The organism is Nocardioides sp. AN3, assembly GCF_054653495.1.
On sequence record NZ_BAAIGC010000006.1, the window covers coordinates 53,843 to 66,147 of the forward strand.

Consider the following 12,305-nt stretch of genomic DNA (forward strand, 5'->3'; position numbering starts at 1 on the left):
CTGTGAAGCATCTGTGGACCCTGCCTCAGAGTCCCGGGGCGCCCCAGATCGCCAGCCAGCGGCTGAGGTCGGCCTCCATCGGAAGCTCGCCGGCCAGCGTGTCGCGCACCTGGAGCTCGAGCAGGTTGTCGCGCTGTTGACCGCCGTGGCCGCCAGCAGCGGGGGCGAACGGGTAGAACGTGCCCTGCTTGTAGAGGTAGACGAGTCCCACTCGGCGCCCGTCCGCGCCGGTGAACGGCACGAGCGAGCACAGCAGCCCGGGACCATACCCCTGCTCCTCGAGCGTCGAGTTCACCGCATGCAGGTCGGTGCACAGCGACGTGAGGTCAGGGTTGGCGGGGTCGATCGGGTCGTTGTCGACCTCGAGCCAGGTGAACCCGAACTCGTCGGTGCTGGTCGTCACGCGCGGGGCCTCGGGCCCCGACGAGACCAGACTGACCAGGTCGGCCTGGGTCGTGGCGAAGCCCGCGCCGGCCGCGCCGCGGTAGCAGACCGCACCGTCGCCGGTCGGCGTGCGCCCGAGCGCCGTCTGCAGGGTGATGGCCGCGCTCGGCACGTGGAAGAGCGCGTCGAGCTTCGCCTGCTTGGGCCGCGAACGGCCCGTGATGGTGTCCCAGAGGCCCATCAGGCGCTGGGCCTGCCGAGCTCGGCCTCGATCCGTGCCAGCTGCTCGAGGCGCTGCTCGAGCGAGGGGTGGGTCGAGGTGAGGGTCTTGAGGGAGAGCCCACTGACGGCGGGGGCGATGAAGAACGCGTTCATGGCCTGCGACTGGCGCAGGTCGGCGTTCGGGATCTGGTTGATCTCGCCGGTGATCTTCTGCAGCGCGCTGGCGAGCGCACGCGGCTTCATGGTGAGCTGCGCGCCGGCGCGGTCGGCCGACAGCTCGCGGTAGCGCGAGAGGAGGCGCAGCAGGATGAAGCTGACGGCGTAGACCACGAGGCTGACGACGAGCACGATCAGCCAGATCGGGAGCCCGTTGTTGTCCCGGTTGTCGCGACGTCCGCCGCCGAAGAAGGCGCCGTACTGCGCGCCTCGGGTCAGCATGCCGGCCACGATGCCCGCCGACGACGCGACGGTCATGACGAGCACGTCGCGGTGAGCGACGTGGGAGAGCTCGTGCGCCAGCACGCCCTCGAGCTCCTCGGCGTTGAGCCGACGCAGGATCCCGGTCGTCACCACGACGACCGAGCGGTTCGGCGAGCGCCCCGTGGCGAAGGCGTTGGGCATGTCGGTGTCAGCGATGCCCACCCGCGGCTTCGGCATGTCGGCGAGCACGCAGAGGCGCTCGATCATGCCGTGCAGCTCGGGCGCCTCCTGCGGGGACACCTCGCGGGCGCGCATCGCCCGCATGGCCAGGGTGTCGGAGGAGTACCACTGCCACCACGCCACCCCGAGGCCGGCGAGTCCGATGAGCACCGCGATGCCCGGGCTCGAGTTCCAGAAGAGGCTCATCAGGATCACGATGAGCGCGACGAAGAGGGACCCGAGAAGAGCCATCACCAGCGTCATCCGCGCGGAGAGGCCCGGGTCTCCCACGAACCGTGTGCGTGCCATGAGGCAAGTCTCCCCGATCCCGCAACCGATGCACCCGGCGATCTCCCCGACCGTGCGTCATGGGTTCACCGATCGTTTTGCTTTCGGCCTTCGTGCCGGTCACACGCGCTCCATAGCTTTCCTGTTGTTCGCAAAGGAAAGGCACTCGGGATGGAGCAGAACCCCGCAGTTCGGGCTCGCGGGATCACCAAGACCTATGGCGAGGTGGTCGCCCTCGACGGCGTCGACCTGGACATCTGGGCGGGCCACGTCCACGGCCTCGTCGGCCCCAACGGAGCCGGCAAGACCACCCTTCTCGGCCTCCTGCTGGGCCTCGCGGTCCCTGACGCCGGCACACTCGAGGTCCTCGGCACGCCGGTCGGCCGGATGCTCTCCGTGCTCCCTGGTGTCGCCGGCTTCGTCGACGGCCCCGGCCTCTACCCCTCGCTGACCGCGCGGCAGAACCTCGGCGCGCTCATGCGCCTGCGGGGCTCTCGGAGGGACGGCGGGCCTGCGGTCGCGGCCGCGCTCGACCAGGTCGGGCTCGCCGACGTCGCCGACGACCGGGTGCGCGGCTTCTCACTCGGCATGCGGCAGCGGCTGGGGCTCGCGGCCGCGCTGATCGACCGACCGCGTGTGCTGATCCTCGACGAGCCGGCGAACGGGCTGGACCCGGCGGGGAAGCATCACGTCCACCGCGTCATCCGCAGGCTCGCCGACGACGGTGTCGCCGTCATCCTCTCCAGTCACCGGATGGACGACCTCGCCGCCCTGTGCTCGGAGGTCACGATCCTCGCGGGCGGCCGCGTCGCCTTCGCCGGACCGATCGCCAAGCTCGCGATGGAGAGCGGAGACCTCGACTATCGCGTGCTCACCTCCGACCCGGCGGCCGCGCGCGACGTCGCGGCCGCCACGCCCGGACTGCGAGTCGTGGCAGACATCGTCCGGCGGCACCAGGACTCGCTGGTCGTCCGCGGCGCCGTCGCCTCCCTCGACGACCTCGTCGTCCGCCTGGTGGACGCCGGTGTCGCCGTCCGCGAGCTCACGCCCGTGGTGGCGCCCCTCGAGGCCGCGTTCCTGGCGCTGACCGGCATCGATGCTGTCTCCGATGCTGCCCCCGATGATGCCCCCGATGATGCCTCTGATGTTGCCGCCGAGGAGGCCTCGTGACCGCCACCCTGCCGATGGTTCCCACGTCCGCGGGGCCGGAGCCCGCTCGACCGGCGTCACTTCTCCCGGGCTACCGCTTCGAGCTCGCCAAGCTCCTGTCCCAGTGGCGGATCCGACTGGTCCTGCTCGCCTGCTGGGTCGCTCCCGGCGGCTTCGTGGCGGTCGTGAGCCACCAGTCGTCGCTGCCGACCGACACGGTCTTCGGGCGCTGGATGCTCGCCACCGGCTGGGCGGGGTCTCTGGTCGTGCTCGCCTTCGCCTGCAGCTGGGGACTCCCCCTGCTCACGTCGCTCGTCGCCGGGGATGTCTTCGCCTCCGAGGACCGGCTCGGCACCTGGCGGCACCTCCTCGTCGCCGTCCGCTCACCGCGGCGGATCTTCATCGCCAAGGTGCTCGCCAGCGTGTCGGTCGTGGTCGCCATGATCGGCGGGCTGGCGGCCTCGAGCATCGTCGGCGGCATGGCGGCCGCCGGCAGCCACCCGCTCGTCGGCCTGGACGGGCACCTGCTCAGCACGGGCGACGCCGCCCGGGTCGTCGTACTCGCCTGGCTCTGCATCCTCGCGCCGACATGCGCCTTCGCCTCCGTCGGGTTCCTCGGCTCCGTGGTGCTCGGCCGCTCGCCGATGGGGCTGCTGGTGCCGGCGGTGCTCGCACTGGCGATGGACCTCGCCCTCCTGCTGCCCGTCCCGATCGCCGTCCGACTGGCCCTGCCGAGCAACGCCTTCCTGGCCTGGCGCGGCCTCTTCACCGAACCGGTGCAGACGGGCCCGCTGCTCATCAGCGTCGGCGTGAGCCTCGTGTGGGCCGTGTTCGCGACGGGACTCGCCTCCGTCCTGTTCCTGCGGCGCGACTTCACCGACCTGGCGTATGACGGCGCCGGCCGCCGCACCCTCGCCGCCGCGGTGCTCCCCCTGACCGGCCTGGTCGCGCTGACCGCCTGTGTCGTAGCGATCGCGACGCCCGCACACGGCTCCGGCATCGAGAAGGACAAGCTCGACGCGTCGTTGGCGACGTCGTTCGGGCATCTCTACCGGCTGCAGACCGAGCAGCTCCACCGACCCGCCGTCACCGAGCGGCAGCTGGCCGCCAGCGCCGACTGCGACAGGGGCGGCCCTCTCGTCGACGACCACGGCGCCGGCCACGACTGGCGCTGCGTCGTGTCGTGGCACCTCCCCGGCTCGGCCGCGGTGGGCTCGGCGATCTACCAGCTCGACGTGACCGCCGATGGGCGCTACGTCGCCGACGGAGACGGACCGAAGGAGGTGAACGGCTACTTCAGCGTGCGAACGCCCCACGGCGACGCACCCAACCCCCTCTGGCAGCTCGACGGCTCCGTCGACCTGCTCGACCCGCATTGAGAAGGGAACCACGTCCATCATGCACGTGACGCGCCAGCGCAGACGCGTATCGGATGTCCGCCTCGGGCTCCTCAGCAAGCACAAGCTCCGCCTTGCCGTCGCCAGCACTGCGGCTCTCGCGGTCGCCGGCACCGGTGTCGCCTACGGCACCACCGCGATCTTCGACGACAACCGGGTCGGCACCGAGTACGCCAACGGGCTGCAGGTCTCGGCCGACCAGACCATCAAGCCGATCGGCGACCGACTCGTCACCGAGTACGGCAAGTTCATGGCCTCCACCGTCAGCCCCGACGGCCGCTACCTCGCCGCCACCAGCACCGACCGCTCGGTCTCGCTGCAGATCTTCGACCTGAGCACCGACAAGCTCATCTGGCGCGGTGGGACCGCGTCCGGCGTGAACGCACGGCTCGCCGACAACACCGTCGGCCAGGAGGGTCCGACGTACTCCCCCGATGGCACCGTCCTGTGGATGCCCAACGCCACCGGCCTGACCCGCTTCCCGGTCAACGCCGACGGCACACTCGGCACAGGCGTGAAGGTCGCCATCCCGGCCGTCAGCGGCCAGCAGGCCCTCACCGGCGCGTCGTCTTACGCCGCCGACGGCAAGACCCTGTACGTCGCCGTCAACGGCCAGAACCGCGTCGTCGCCATCGACGCCACCACCGGTGCCATCGGCCCGTCGTGGACCGTGGGCATCGCGCCGCGCCAGCTCGCGCTGGTCGGCGACAAGCTCTACGTCAGCAATGAGGGCGGCCGCCCGGCAGCCGCCGGCGACTCGACGATGGACTCCTACGGCACGGCGGTCCCCTCCGACGGATACCGCGGGACGTCGACCACCGGCACGCTCAGCGTCATCGACACCGCTGCGCCGTCCGCGGCCGTCGGCTCCATCGAGGTCGGGCTCCACCCCACGGCGCTCCACGTCGCCGGCCGTGCGCTGTTCGTCGCCAACACCAACGACGACACCGTCTCGGTCGTCAACACCGCCACCGACAAGGTCGTGCAGACCATCAACACCCAGCCGTGGTCGGCCGCGAAGGTCGGCTACCAGCCCAACGGCATCACCCTCACCCAGGACGGCCACCTGCTGGTCAGCCTCGGGCGGGCGAACGCCGTGGCCGTCTACCGCTACCACGGCGACCCGCAGTCCCCGGTCGACTTCGTCGGCCTGGTCCCCACCGACTACTACCCGACCGCCGTCGCCGAGGCGGACGGACAGGTCGTCGTCACCAACACCCGCGGCATCGACGCCCGCGGCCCGCTGCTGACCTTCAACGCGGGCACCGGCACGACCAAGGCCACCGGACACGGGACGCACGGCACGACGGCGTCGCTCACGCGGTTCACGCCTCCGAGCGACGGGGCGATCCGCGACACCTACACACCGCAGGTCTTCGCCTCGAACGGTTGGGGCGACGCCGACACCGACGTCAAGCACGCCAACGGCAACCGTGCCGAGCACGTCCCCGCCGTGGCCGTGCCCACGCGCATCGGCGACCCGTCGACCATCAAGCACGTCTTCATGCTGGTCAAGGAGAACCGCACCTACGACCAGGTCTACGGCGACATGCCCCAGGGCAACGGTGACGCGACGCTGGCCCAGTTCGGCGAGCAGGTGACGCCCAACCAGCATGCGCTGGCGCGGCAGTTCGGGCTCTACGACAACGCCTACGACATCGGCACCAACTCCGCCGAGGGTCACAACTGGATCATGCAGGGCGACAACCCGGAGTACACCGAGTCCAGCGCCGGCGAGTACACCCGCTCCTACGACACCGAGGAGGACGTGCTCGGTCACCAGCGCTCCGGTTTCCTGTGGACGGCGATCCAGGACGCCGGCAAGACCGCCCGCAACTTCGGCGAGTTCCTCTACACCGAGGGCAAGCCGGCCGGCAGCACGTGGCAGCAGTACTACTGCGCCGCCACCAGCGTCCAGTCAGGCGGCGACCCCGCCCAGCTGACCGCTCCCGGCCTCAAGGGCAACTACGGGTCGGTCATCCCATCGCTCAACGACATCACCAACCCCACCTCGCCGCCGTTCGACACAGCCATCCCGGACATCTACCGTGCGCAGATCTGGAAGCAGGACTTCCGTGCGAACGGTCCCGCGAACTTCAACATGATGTGGCTCTCGAGCGACCACACCGGCGGCACGGCGGACCCGCGGGCCCAGGTCGCGGACGGCGACCTCGCCGTCGGTCAGATCGTCGATGAGATCTCGCACTCGAAGTACTGGAAGGACTCGGTCATCTTCGTGGTCGAGGACGACAGCCAGAACGGCGCCGACCACGTCGACGGCCACCGCGCGCCAATCCAGGTCATCAGCCCCTGGGCCAAGCACGGAGCGGTCGACAGCCACTTCTACTCGCAGATCACCATGGTCCGCACGATCGAGCAGATCCTCGGCGCCGAGCCCCTGAACCAGCGGGTCGCGGCGGCCACGCCCATGTTCGGCGCGTTCACCTCCACCCCCGACTACACGCCGTTCGACGCCGTGCCGAACCGGATCCCGCTCACCGAAGGCGTCGCCACGGCCCCCGCCTGCGGCCCCGACACGCTCGGGCTCACCGGTCCCGCGGCTGCAAAGCTGAACGCCGAGGTCCAGAAGCAGACTGCCGTGCCCGACGCCGAGACCAACGTCGCGGGGCAGTGGAACGCCTGGAAGAAGCAGCAGAAGCTCACCGGCAATGGCGCCCACGCCGACGCTGCTGCGCCAGAGCTGATGAACCGTTACACCTGGTATGCCTCGCACGACTGGAAGGTGCCCTACCCCGGCGACTCCCAGGTCTACGCCCCGTCGCAGGTGCCCGGCGGCGCGATCCCGTCGCCTGACCAGGACTGACAGGTCCGTCAACGACGCAGCTGCCCGCCCGCCCATGCGGGCGGGCGGCTGCTACTGCTGGTCGGGCTTCTGGGCGGTCGCGTCCTCGGGGGTGGCGTCGAGGATGGGGCCCGACTCGAGGGCTTCAGGGACGTCGGTGGCGGGGAGCTCCTGGCCCGAGGTCTTGCTCTTGAGGCGCGCCAGCTCGGCCTCGACGTCCGACTGGGAGCTCATCGCCTCGAGCTCACGGGAGATGTCGTCGCCCTTGTTGAGCGAGGTGACGTCGTCGAGCGCGCCGGAGGCGATCAGCTCGTCGACCGCTCCGGCACGCGCCTGCATCTGCGCGGTCTTGTCCTCGGCGCGCTGGATCGCCGCACCGACGTCGCCCAGCTCGTCGCCGATGCCGGTGAGCGCCTCGTTGATCTTCGTCTGCGCCTCGGCCGCCGTGTAGGTCGCCTTGATGGTCTCCTTGCGCGTCCGGAAGGCCTCGACCCGTGCTTGCAGACGCTGCTGGGCGAGGGTGAGCTTCTCCTCTTCCGCCTGGAGCGCGTCGTGCTGGGTCTTGAGGTCGGCGATCTGGCTGGTCAGCCCCGACTTGCGGGTCAGGGCCTCTCGGGCGAGGTCTTCGCGGCCCAGTCCGATGGCCTTCTCAGCCTGCTCCTGGAGCTTCGTGGACTGCTGGTTGAGCTGGTTGAGCTGCAGCTCGACCCGCTTGCGGCTGGTGGCGACATCCGCGACGCCGCGGCGCACCTTGGCGAGAAGGTCGAGCTGCTTCTGGTAGCTGTAGTCCAGCGTCTCGCGTGGGTCCTCGGCGCGGTCGAGGACGCGGCTGGCCTTCGACTTGAAGATCAGGGAGAAACGGCTCCACAGGCTCATGGCGGTTCGGTTGCCTCTCACGGAGTATCGATGATGTGACCTCACCCTACGGCGGGAGCACAACCGGGCGCGACCGAACGATGTGGCGGGTCCCGGCACAACCACTACCCTGGACGACGTACGAGATGTCCTCCTGGAGAAGGCCCCGCAGTGTTCCGTCGCAAGTCCCAGACCGCCGTCGTCGACGAGACCACCATCAAGGATGGTGGCAAGGGGCGCCCGACGCCCAGCCGCAAGGAGGCGGAGGCCGCACGGATGGCGCGCGTCCGGACCCCGCGGACGCGCAAGGAGCAGTCGGCGGCTTCGCGCAACGCTCGCTACGAGTCCAGCCAGCGCACGCGCGAGGCGATGAAGACGGGAGACGAGCGCTTCCTGCCGGTTCGCGACAAGGGGCCTGTACGCCGCTTCACGCGTGACTACGTCGACAGCAAGTTCACGATCGCCGAGCTCATCCTGCCGCTCCTCGTCGTGACGATGGTGCTCGGCTGGTCAGGCAACAGCAGCCTGGCCTGGTTCGCCAACGCCTTCATGACCCTGATGCTGCTCGCCGTCGTCGGCAACCTGGTCTGGCTCCGCATGGGTCTGCACCGGCAGCTCAAGCGGCGCTTCCCCGACGTGACGACCAAGGGGCTGACCTACTACGCGGTCGTGCGCACGCTGCAGCTGCGGTTCCTGCGCATGCCGAAGCCGCAGGTGCGCATCGGGCAGCAGCTTCCCGACACTTACCGCTGAGGTCGCTCGCCCCTGGGGTCGATCGCCGCTGAGGTCGTCAGGGCGCGCTCGGTCGCCCCGGGTCGGGTCGGTCATCCTTGGGTGGTTGTGACTCGACTCTGCGAGTGCCGTCGGCGTCGGTGATCCACTGGTAGCGGTATCTGCTGGTCCAGAGGTATTCGCCGGGGCCGAGCCGCAGGTAGCTCCAGTTGCCGAAGGTCTTGACCCGATGGTGACGTCTGCACAGAGGCGCGAGGTTGTCGGTCGTGGTCTGTGCCTCGGTGTCGTCGGGGGTCCCAGGCTTGTCGGGCTCGGCGGCCTTGCCTGGCCTGCCCCGTTCATCGAGCTTGTCGCGCGTTCGTTTCTTCTCGTCGTAAGGCTCGATGTGGTCGATGTCGAGCTTCAACGACGGCCGGTCGCAGAACGGGAAGACGCACGTCGGATTTGTCGCGAAAACGTGGTCGCGGACGCGGTCGGAGGGCTCATAGCCGGTCGAGCGGAGGGTCTCGGCGAGGTCGAGGACCGGTTTGACGATGATCTGCCCCGTGCTGGTGCTGCCGCACCAGTCCCGGACCTGGTCGACGGTGACCATTCCGAGCGGGTAGCCGGTGTGGCTGTGCAACATCCCGATCAGCTCGTCCGCGTCGGCATCGCGCCCGTTGCCGGGGCCGACGCAGCCGTTGCTGTGGCCGGTGCCGGTGAGGGCGGCTTGGGCGAGGTGGATGTGGAGGACGACCTGGCGGCGGCGGGGCTCGGCCCCCTCGGGCAGGTCGACGGTCTCGCCGCGGGCCAACATGCCCAGGGCGGTGGAGCGGCGCACGTCGAGGGTGCGGGTGTCGCCGGCGGTGGCCAGGTCGGCGGCGTAGTCGGCGAGTGTGGCGTCCAGATCCAGGGCGTCGGCGGGGTCGAGGACAGCGTCGAGACGTCCGATGGTGACGGTGGCGGCACCGTGCTGGTCGCCGGCCTTCTCGTGGGTGATGGTGGCGTGGCGTTTCTCGGCGGCCTGGGCCTCGGCCTTCTTGGTGGCGTCGGGATCGAGGGCGGCGAGGGCTTCCTCGACCATGCGTTTGAGCACGACCGGTCCGACCCGTCCGGCGATGCGAGCCACGGCGGCATCGACATGGGCCGCGACGTGTGGCGGCAGGGTCATGGTGTGCTCGGCGATCCGCAACGCCCGCCAGACCGGGAGCCGGCCGGTTCGGACGGCGTGCCAGGTGAAGGGCAGTCGGTGGGCGACCTCGAGGCAGCGGCCCAGATAGAGGCGGGCGGCATCGGTCGACATCCCGGCCACGGCACCGAACTCGACCACCGCGAACTCGGCGACCTCTGGGGCGCCGTCCCCGGCCAGGGCCATGGTGCCTTCGGTGCCGGGCAGGCGGGCGGCGGGATGGCGGGAGTCGTGGGAGTTGAAGGCGCAGTAGTCGACCGCGACCTGGAGCTTGCGGACCTGTTCGCGGGCCTCACGCCGCTGGGCGGCGGTGAAGGCCTCCAACAGCTCGCCACTGGAGTCCCATGACCCACCCTCCTCGTCCGGCGGCGGGGGTGGGCACTCCTCAGGCGGCGGCGGGTCCTCATTGCTGGGTGGGGGCGCGTTCTCATCCGACGGGACCGGCCAATCCATGTCGTTCGGCAGGGGTGAAGCGCCCTCGGCGGCCTCGGCCTCGGCGACATCGCCGTTGTCGCGTCCCCCGTCCGCGTCCCAGTCGCGGACGCCATCCCCATCTCGATCGTCGGCTCGCTCGTCGTCGCACTCCGAGCCGCGCTTGGCGTCGCCCTGGGGACGAGGCTCGTGATCGGGGAGGCGGTTGGCGTTGCGATCGAGACCCGCCTCCAGATCACGCTCCGACGCGTGATCTGGTCCGCCGTCGGGCGGCGGAGCGAGCGGTTCCGAGATCGACATGGCACAAGCCAATCAGAGGCCACCGACAATCCGTTGGGCCGATCGAAACGCCTGTGGAAGGCGACGTCTGAACCTTCACTGGGGACGAGAACTGGCCAGGTTCCACGGCGCAGAGCCGACAGCGGAGGCCCAGCGAAGCTCCCCGCAAAGCGGCGGAGGAGGAAACACCCGGGAGACTATGCGCAAGGGGCGACAAGCCGGCTCTGCGAAGGCGGTCACCCGGATGAACGCGCCCTCCCGCACCCGGGCCCTCTCACCAGCCGTTCGGGGCTTTCTCAGCGAGGCGGACATCTGCGTCCGCTCGCCGTACGCGCTCCTACGGTCGCTTGGCCGGCGAGACGGTCATGCTCGGGTCCCGCACGACGGCGTCGCCGAGCACGTCGTCGATCGCCTTCAGCAGGTCGGCCTCGAGGGTGACCCCGGCCGCCTTGACGTTCTCGCTGACCTGCTCGGGCCGACTGGCGCCGACGATCGCGGCGGAGACGTTCGGGTTCTGCAGGACCCACGCGACGGCGAGCTGAGCGAGCGAGAGCCCGGCCTGGTCGGCCAACGGCTGCAGCCGCTGCACCCTCTCCAGGATGTCGTCGTCGAGCCAACGGCTGACGAAGCGCGCGCCACCCTTGTCGTCCGTGGCGCGTGAGCCGGCCGGGACAGGCTCACCGGGCTTGTACTTGCCGGTGAGCACGCCCTGGGCGATCGGCGAGAACACGATCTGACCGATGCCGAGCTCCTCCGAAGCGGGGACGACCTCGGCCTCGATGACGCGCCAGAGCATGTTGTACTGCGGCTGGTTCGACACGAACGGGATCCGAAGCTCCCGCGCGAGGGCGTGACCGGCACTGATCTGCTCCGCGGTCCACTCGGACACCCCGATGTAGAGCGCCTTGCCGCTGCGAACGACGTCGGCGAAGGCCTCCATCGTCTCCTCGAGCGGCGTCTCGTGGTCGAAGCGGTGGGCCTGGTAGAGGTCGACGTACTCCGTGCCGAGCCGGCGCAGCGAGCCGTCGATCGACTCCATGATGTGCTTGCGGGAGAGGCCGCTGTCGTTGTGCCGCTTCTGGCCGGTCGGCCAGTAGACCTTCGTGAAGATCTCGAGACCCTCGCGCCGCTCGGGGGCCAGCGCCCTGCCGAGGACCTCCTCGGCGCGGGTGTCGGCATACACGTCGGCGGTGTCGAAGGTCGTGATGCCCGACTCCAGCGCACGCCGCACACAAGCTAGCGCGGCGTCCTCCTCGACCTGGGAACCGTGGGTGACCCAGTTGCCGTAGGCGATCGCCGAGATCTTCAGACCACTCTTGCCGAGGTTGCGGATCTCCATGGCGCCGACACTACTGACAGATCGATGCGGCAGGATCGTCAGGTGAGCACCTCCGACGTCAGCGTCCGCGTCGCCTGGGCCGACGACGCCTCCGCCATCGCGGCGCTTCAGCTGCGGGCCTGGCAGCACCGGTACGCCGACGTGCTGGCCGCGTCCGAGCTTCCCTCCGGGCCGGAGGCGGTGGAGTCTGCGGCCGCCGCCTGGCGTGCCTCGCTCGTCCAGGCTCCGGACGCCCGCCAACGCGTGCTCGTGGCGCTGGCGCACGCCGAGGTGGTCGGCCTCGTGATCACGGGTCCGGCCACCGATCCGGACTGCGACCCGCTGCGCGATGGGGAGGTCGCCGAGCTGACGGTGGATCCGGGGCAGCTCGGGCAGGGACACGGCTCGCGGCTCCTGCAGGCGGCGGCCGAGACGCTCGCGGCGGACCGGTTCAGCCGGGCGGTCTGTTGGGTGTCCTCGACCGACGACACGCTACGAGCCTTCCTGACGGGCGCCGGGTGGGCGGCCGACGGGGCGCATCGCACGCTCGAGTCCCCCTCCGGGGCTCCGCTGAAGGAGATCCGCCTGCACACCGACCTCACGTCGGTGCCAGCCGGAGGTCCAGCCTGAGGTCCAGCC

Annotated in this window: 10 protein-coding genes; 5 read left to right on the plus strand and 5 right to left on the minus strand. The window is 70.3% G+C overall.

Annotation, left to right across the window (positions count from 1 at the left end; genetic code table 11):
* Positions 1-25 precede the first annotated feature (25 nt).
* Positions 26-625: a PspA-associated protein PspAB gene (gene pspAB / locus ACYQ1K_RS08960; RefSeq protein WP_459982498.1), complete on the minus strand. Its 600-nt coding sequence runs from the start codon at positions 623-625 to the stop codon at positions 26-28.
* Positions 625-1,554, minus strand: a complete 930-nt coding sequence (gene htpX, locus ACYQ1K_RS08965) for a zinc metalloprotease HtpX (protein ID WP_459982499.1) — start codon at positions 1,552-1,554, stop codon at positions 625-627. The genes pspAB and htpX overlap by 1 nt, the downstream gene beginning before the upstream one ends.
* Before the next feature lie 150 nt (positions 1,555-1,704).
* Here htpX and ACYQ1K_RS08970 point away from each other — a divergent pair, with 150 nt between their 5' ends.
* The 3 genes from ACYQ1K_RS08970 to ACYQ1K_RS08980 are packed head-to-tail and all read left to right on the plus strand — an operon-like array spanning position 1,705 to position 6,903.
* Positions 1,705-2,703 (plus strand): ABC transporter ATP-binding protein, encoded by a 999-nt coding sequence (locus ACYQ1K_RS08970; RefSeq protein ID WP_459982500.1) that lies wholly within the window; start codon positions 1,705-1,707, stop codon positions 2,701-2,703.
* The gene (locus ACYQ1K_RS08975; protein ID WP_459982501.1) at positions 2,700-4,061 is read left to right on the plus strand and encodes an ABC transporter permease; all 1,362 of its coding nucleotides are present in this window, start codon (positions 2,700-2,702) and stop codon (positions 4,059-4,061) included. The genes ACYQ1K_RS08970 and ACYQ1K_RS08975 overlap by 4 nt, the downstream gene beginning before the upstream one ends.
* A gap of 19 nt (positions 4,062-4,080) precedes the next feature.
* Positions 4,081-6,903: a bifunctional YncE family protein/alkaline phosphatase family protein gene (locus ACYQ1K_RS08980; RefSeq protein ID WP_459982502.1), complete on the plus strand. Its 2,823-nt coding sequence runs from the start codon at positions 4,081-4,083 to the stop codon at positions 6,901-6,903.
* A gap of 51 nt (positions 6,904-6,954) precedes the next feature.
* Here the strand turns inward: ACYQ1K_RS08980 and ACYQ1K_RS08985 are convergent, their stop codons facing one another.
* The gene (locus tag ACYQ1K_RS08985) at positions 6,955-7,758 is read right to left on the minus strand and encodes a PspA/IM30 family protein (protein ID WP_459982503.1); all 804 of its coding nucleotides are present in this window, start codon (positions 7,756-7,758) and stop codon (positions 6,955-6,957) included.
* Positions 7,759-7,908: 150 nt separating this feature from the next.
* Here ACYQ1K_RS08985 and ACYQ1K_RS08990 point away from each other — a divergent pair, with 150 nt between their 5' ends.
* A complete protein-coding gene (locus tag ACYQ1K_RS08990) occupies positions 7,909-8,490 on the plus strand; it encodes a DUF3043 domain-containing protein (RefSeq protein WP_459982504.1) in 582 nt (193 codons plus the stop codon).
* A 37-nt stretch (positions 8,491-8,527) separates the two neighbouring features.
* On the opposite strand, the gene ACYQ1K_RS08995 is transcribed toward ACYQ1K_RS08990, so the two are convergent.
* On the minus strand, positions 8,528-10,369 hold the full coding sequence (locus ACYQ1K_RS08995; RefSeq protein WP_459982505.1) for a 13E12 repeat family protein: 1,842 nt from the start codon (positions 10,367-10,369) through the stop codon (positions 8,528-8,530).
* Between the two features lie 316 nt (positions 10,370-10,685).
* Positions 10,686-11,687, minus strand: a complete 1,002-nt coding sequence (locus tag ACYQ1K_RS09000) for an aldo/keto reductase family protein (protein WP_459982506.1) — start codon at positions 11,685-11,687, stop codon at positions 10,686-10,688.
* A gap of 42 nt (positions 11,688-11,729) precedes the next feature.
* On the opposite strand from ACYQ1K_RS09000, the gene ACYQ1K_RS09005 reads away from it, so the two are divergent.
* Positions 11,730-12,296 carry a GNAT family N-acetyltransferase gene (locus ACYQ1K_RS09005; protein ID WP_459982507.1) on the plus strand — a complete coding sequence of 189 codons (567 nt, stop codon included), beginning with the start codon at positions 11,730-11,732 and terminating at the stop codon, positions 12,294-12,296.
* Positions 12,297-12,305 lie beyond the last annotated feature (9 nt).

Excerpts from the sequence above, each read along its gene's own strand:
- ACYQ1K_RS08970 (WP_459982500.1), top strand. The coding sequence starts at position 1,705 with ATGGAGCAGAACCCCGCAGTTCGGGCTCGCGGGATCACCAAGACCTAT.
- ACYQ1K_RS09000 (WP_459982506.1), bottom strand. The coding sequence starts at position 11,687 with ATGGAGATCCGCAACCTCGGCAAGAGTGGTCTGAAGATCTCGGCGATC.
- htpX (WP_459982499.1), bottom strand. The coding sequence starts at position 1,554 with ATGGCACGCACACGGTTCGTGGGAGACCCGGGCCTCTCCGCGCGGATG.
- ACYQ1K_RS08995 (WP_459982505.1), bottom strand. The coding sequence starts at position 10,369 with ATGTCGATCTCGGAACCGCTCGCTCCGCCGCCCGACGGCGGACCAGAT.
- ACYQ1K_RS08985 (WP_459982503.1), bottom strand. The coding sequence starts at position 7,758 with ATGAGCCTGTGGAGCCGTTTCTCCCTGATCTTCAAGTCGAAGGCCAGC.
- pspAB (WP_459982498.1), bottom strand. The coding sequence starts at position 625 with ATGGGCCTCTGGGACACCATCACGGGCCGTTCGCGGCCCAAGCAGGCG.
- ACYQ1K_RS08980 (WP_459982502.1), top strand. The coding sequence starts at position 4,081 with ATGCACGTGACGCGCCAGCGCAGACGCGTATCGGATGTCCGCCTCGGG.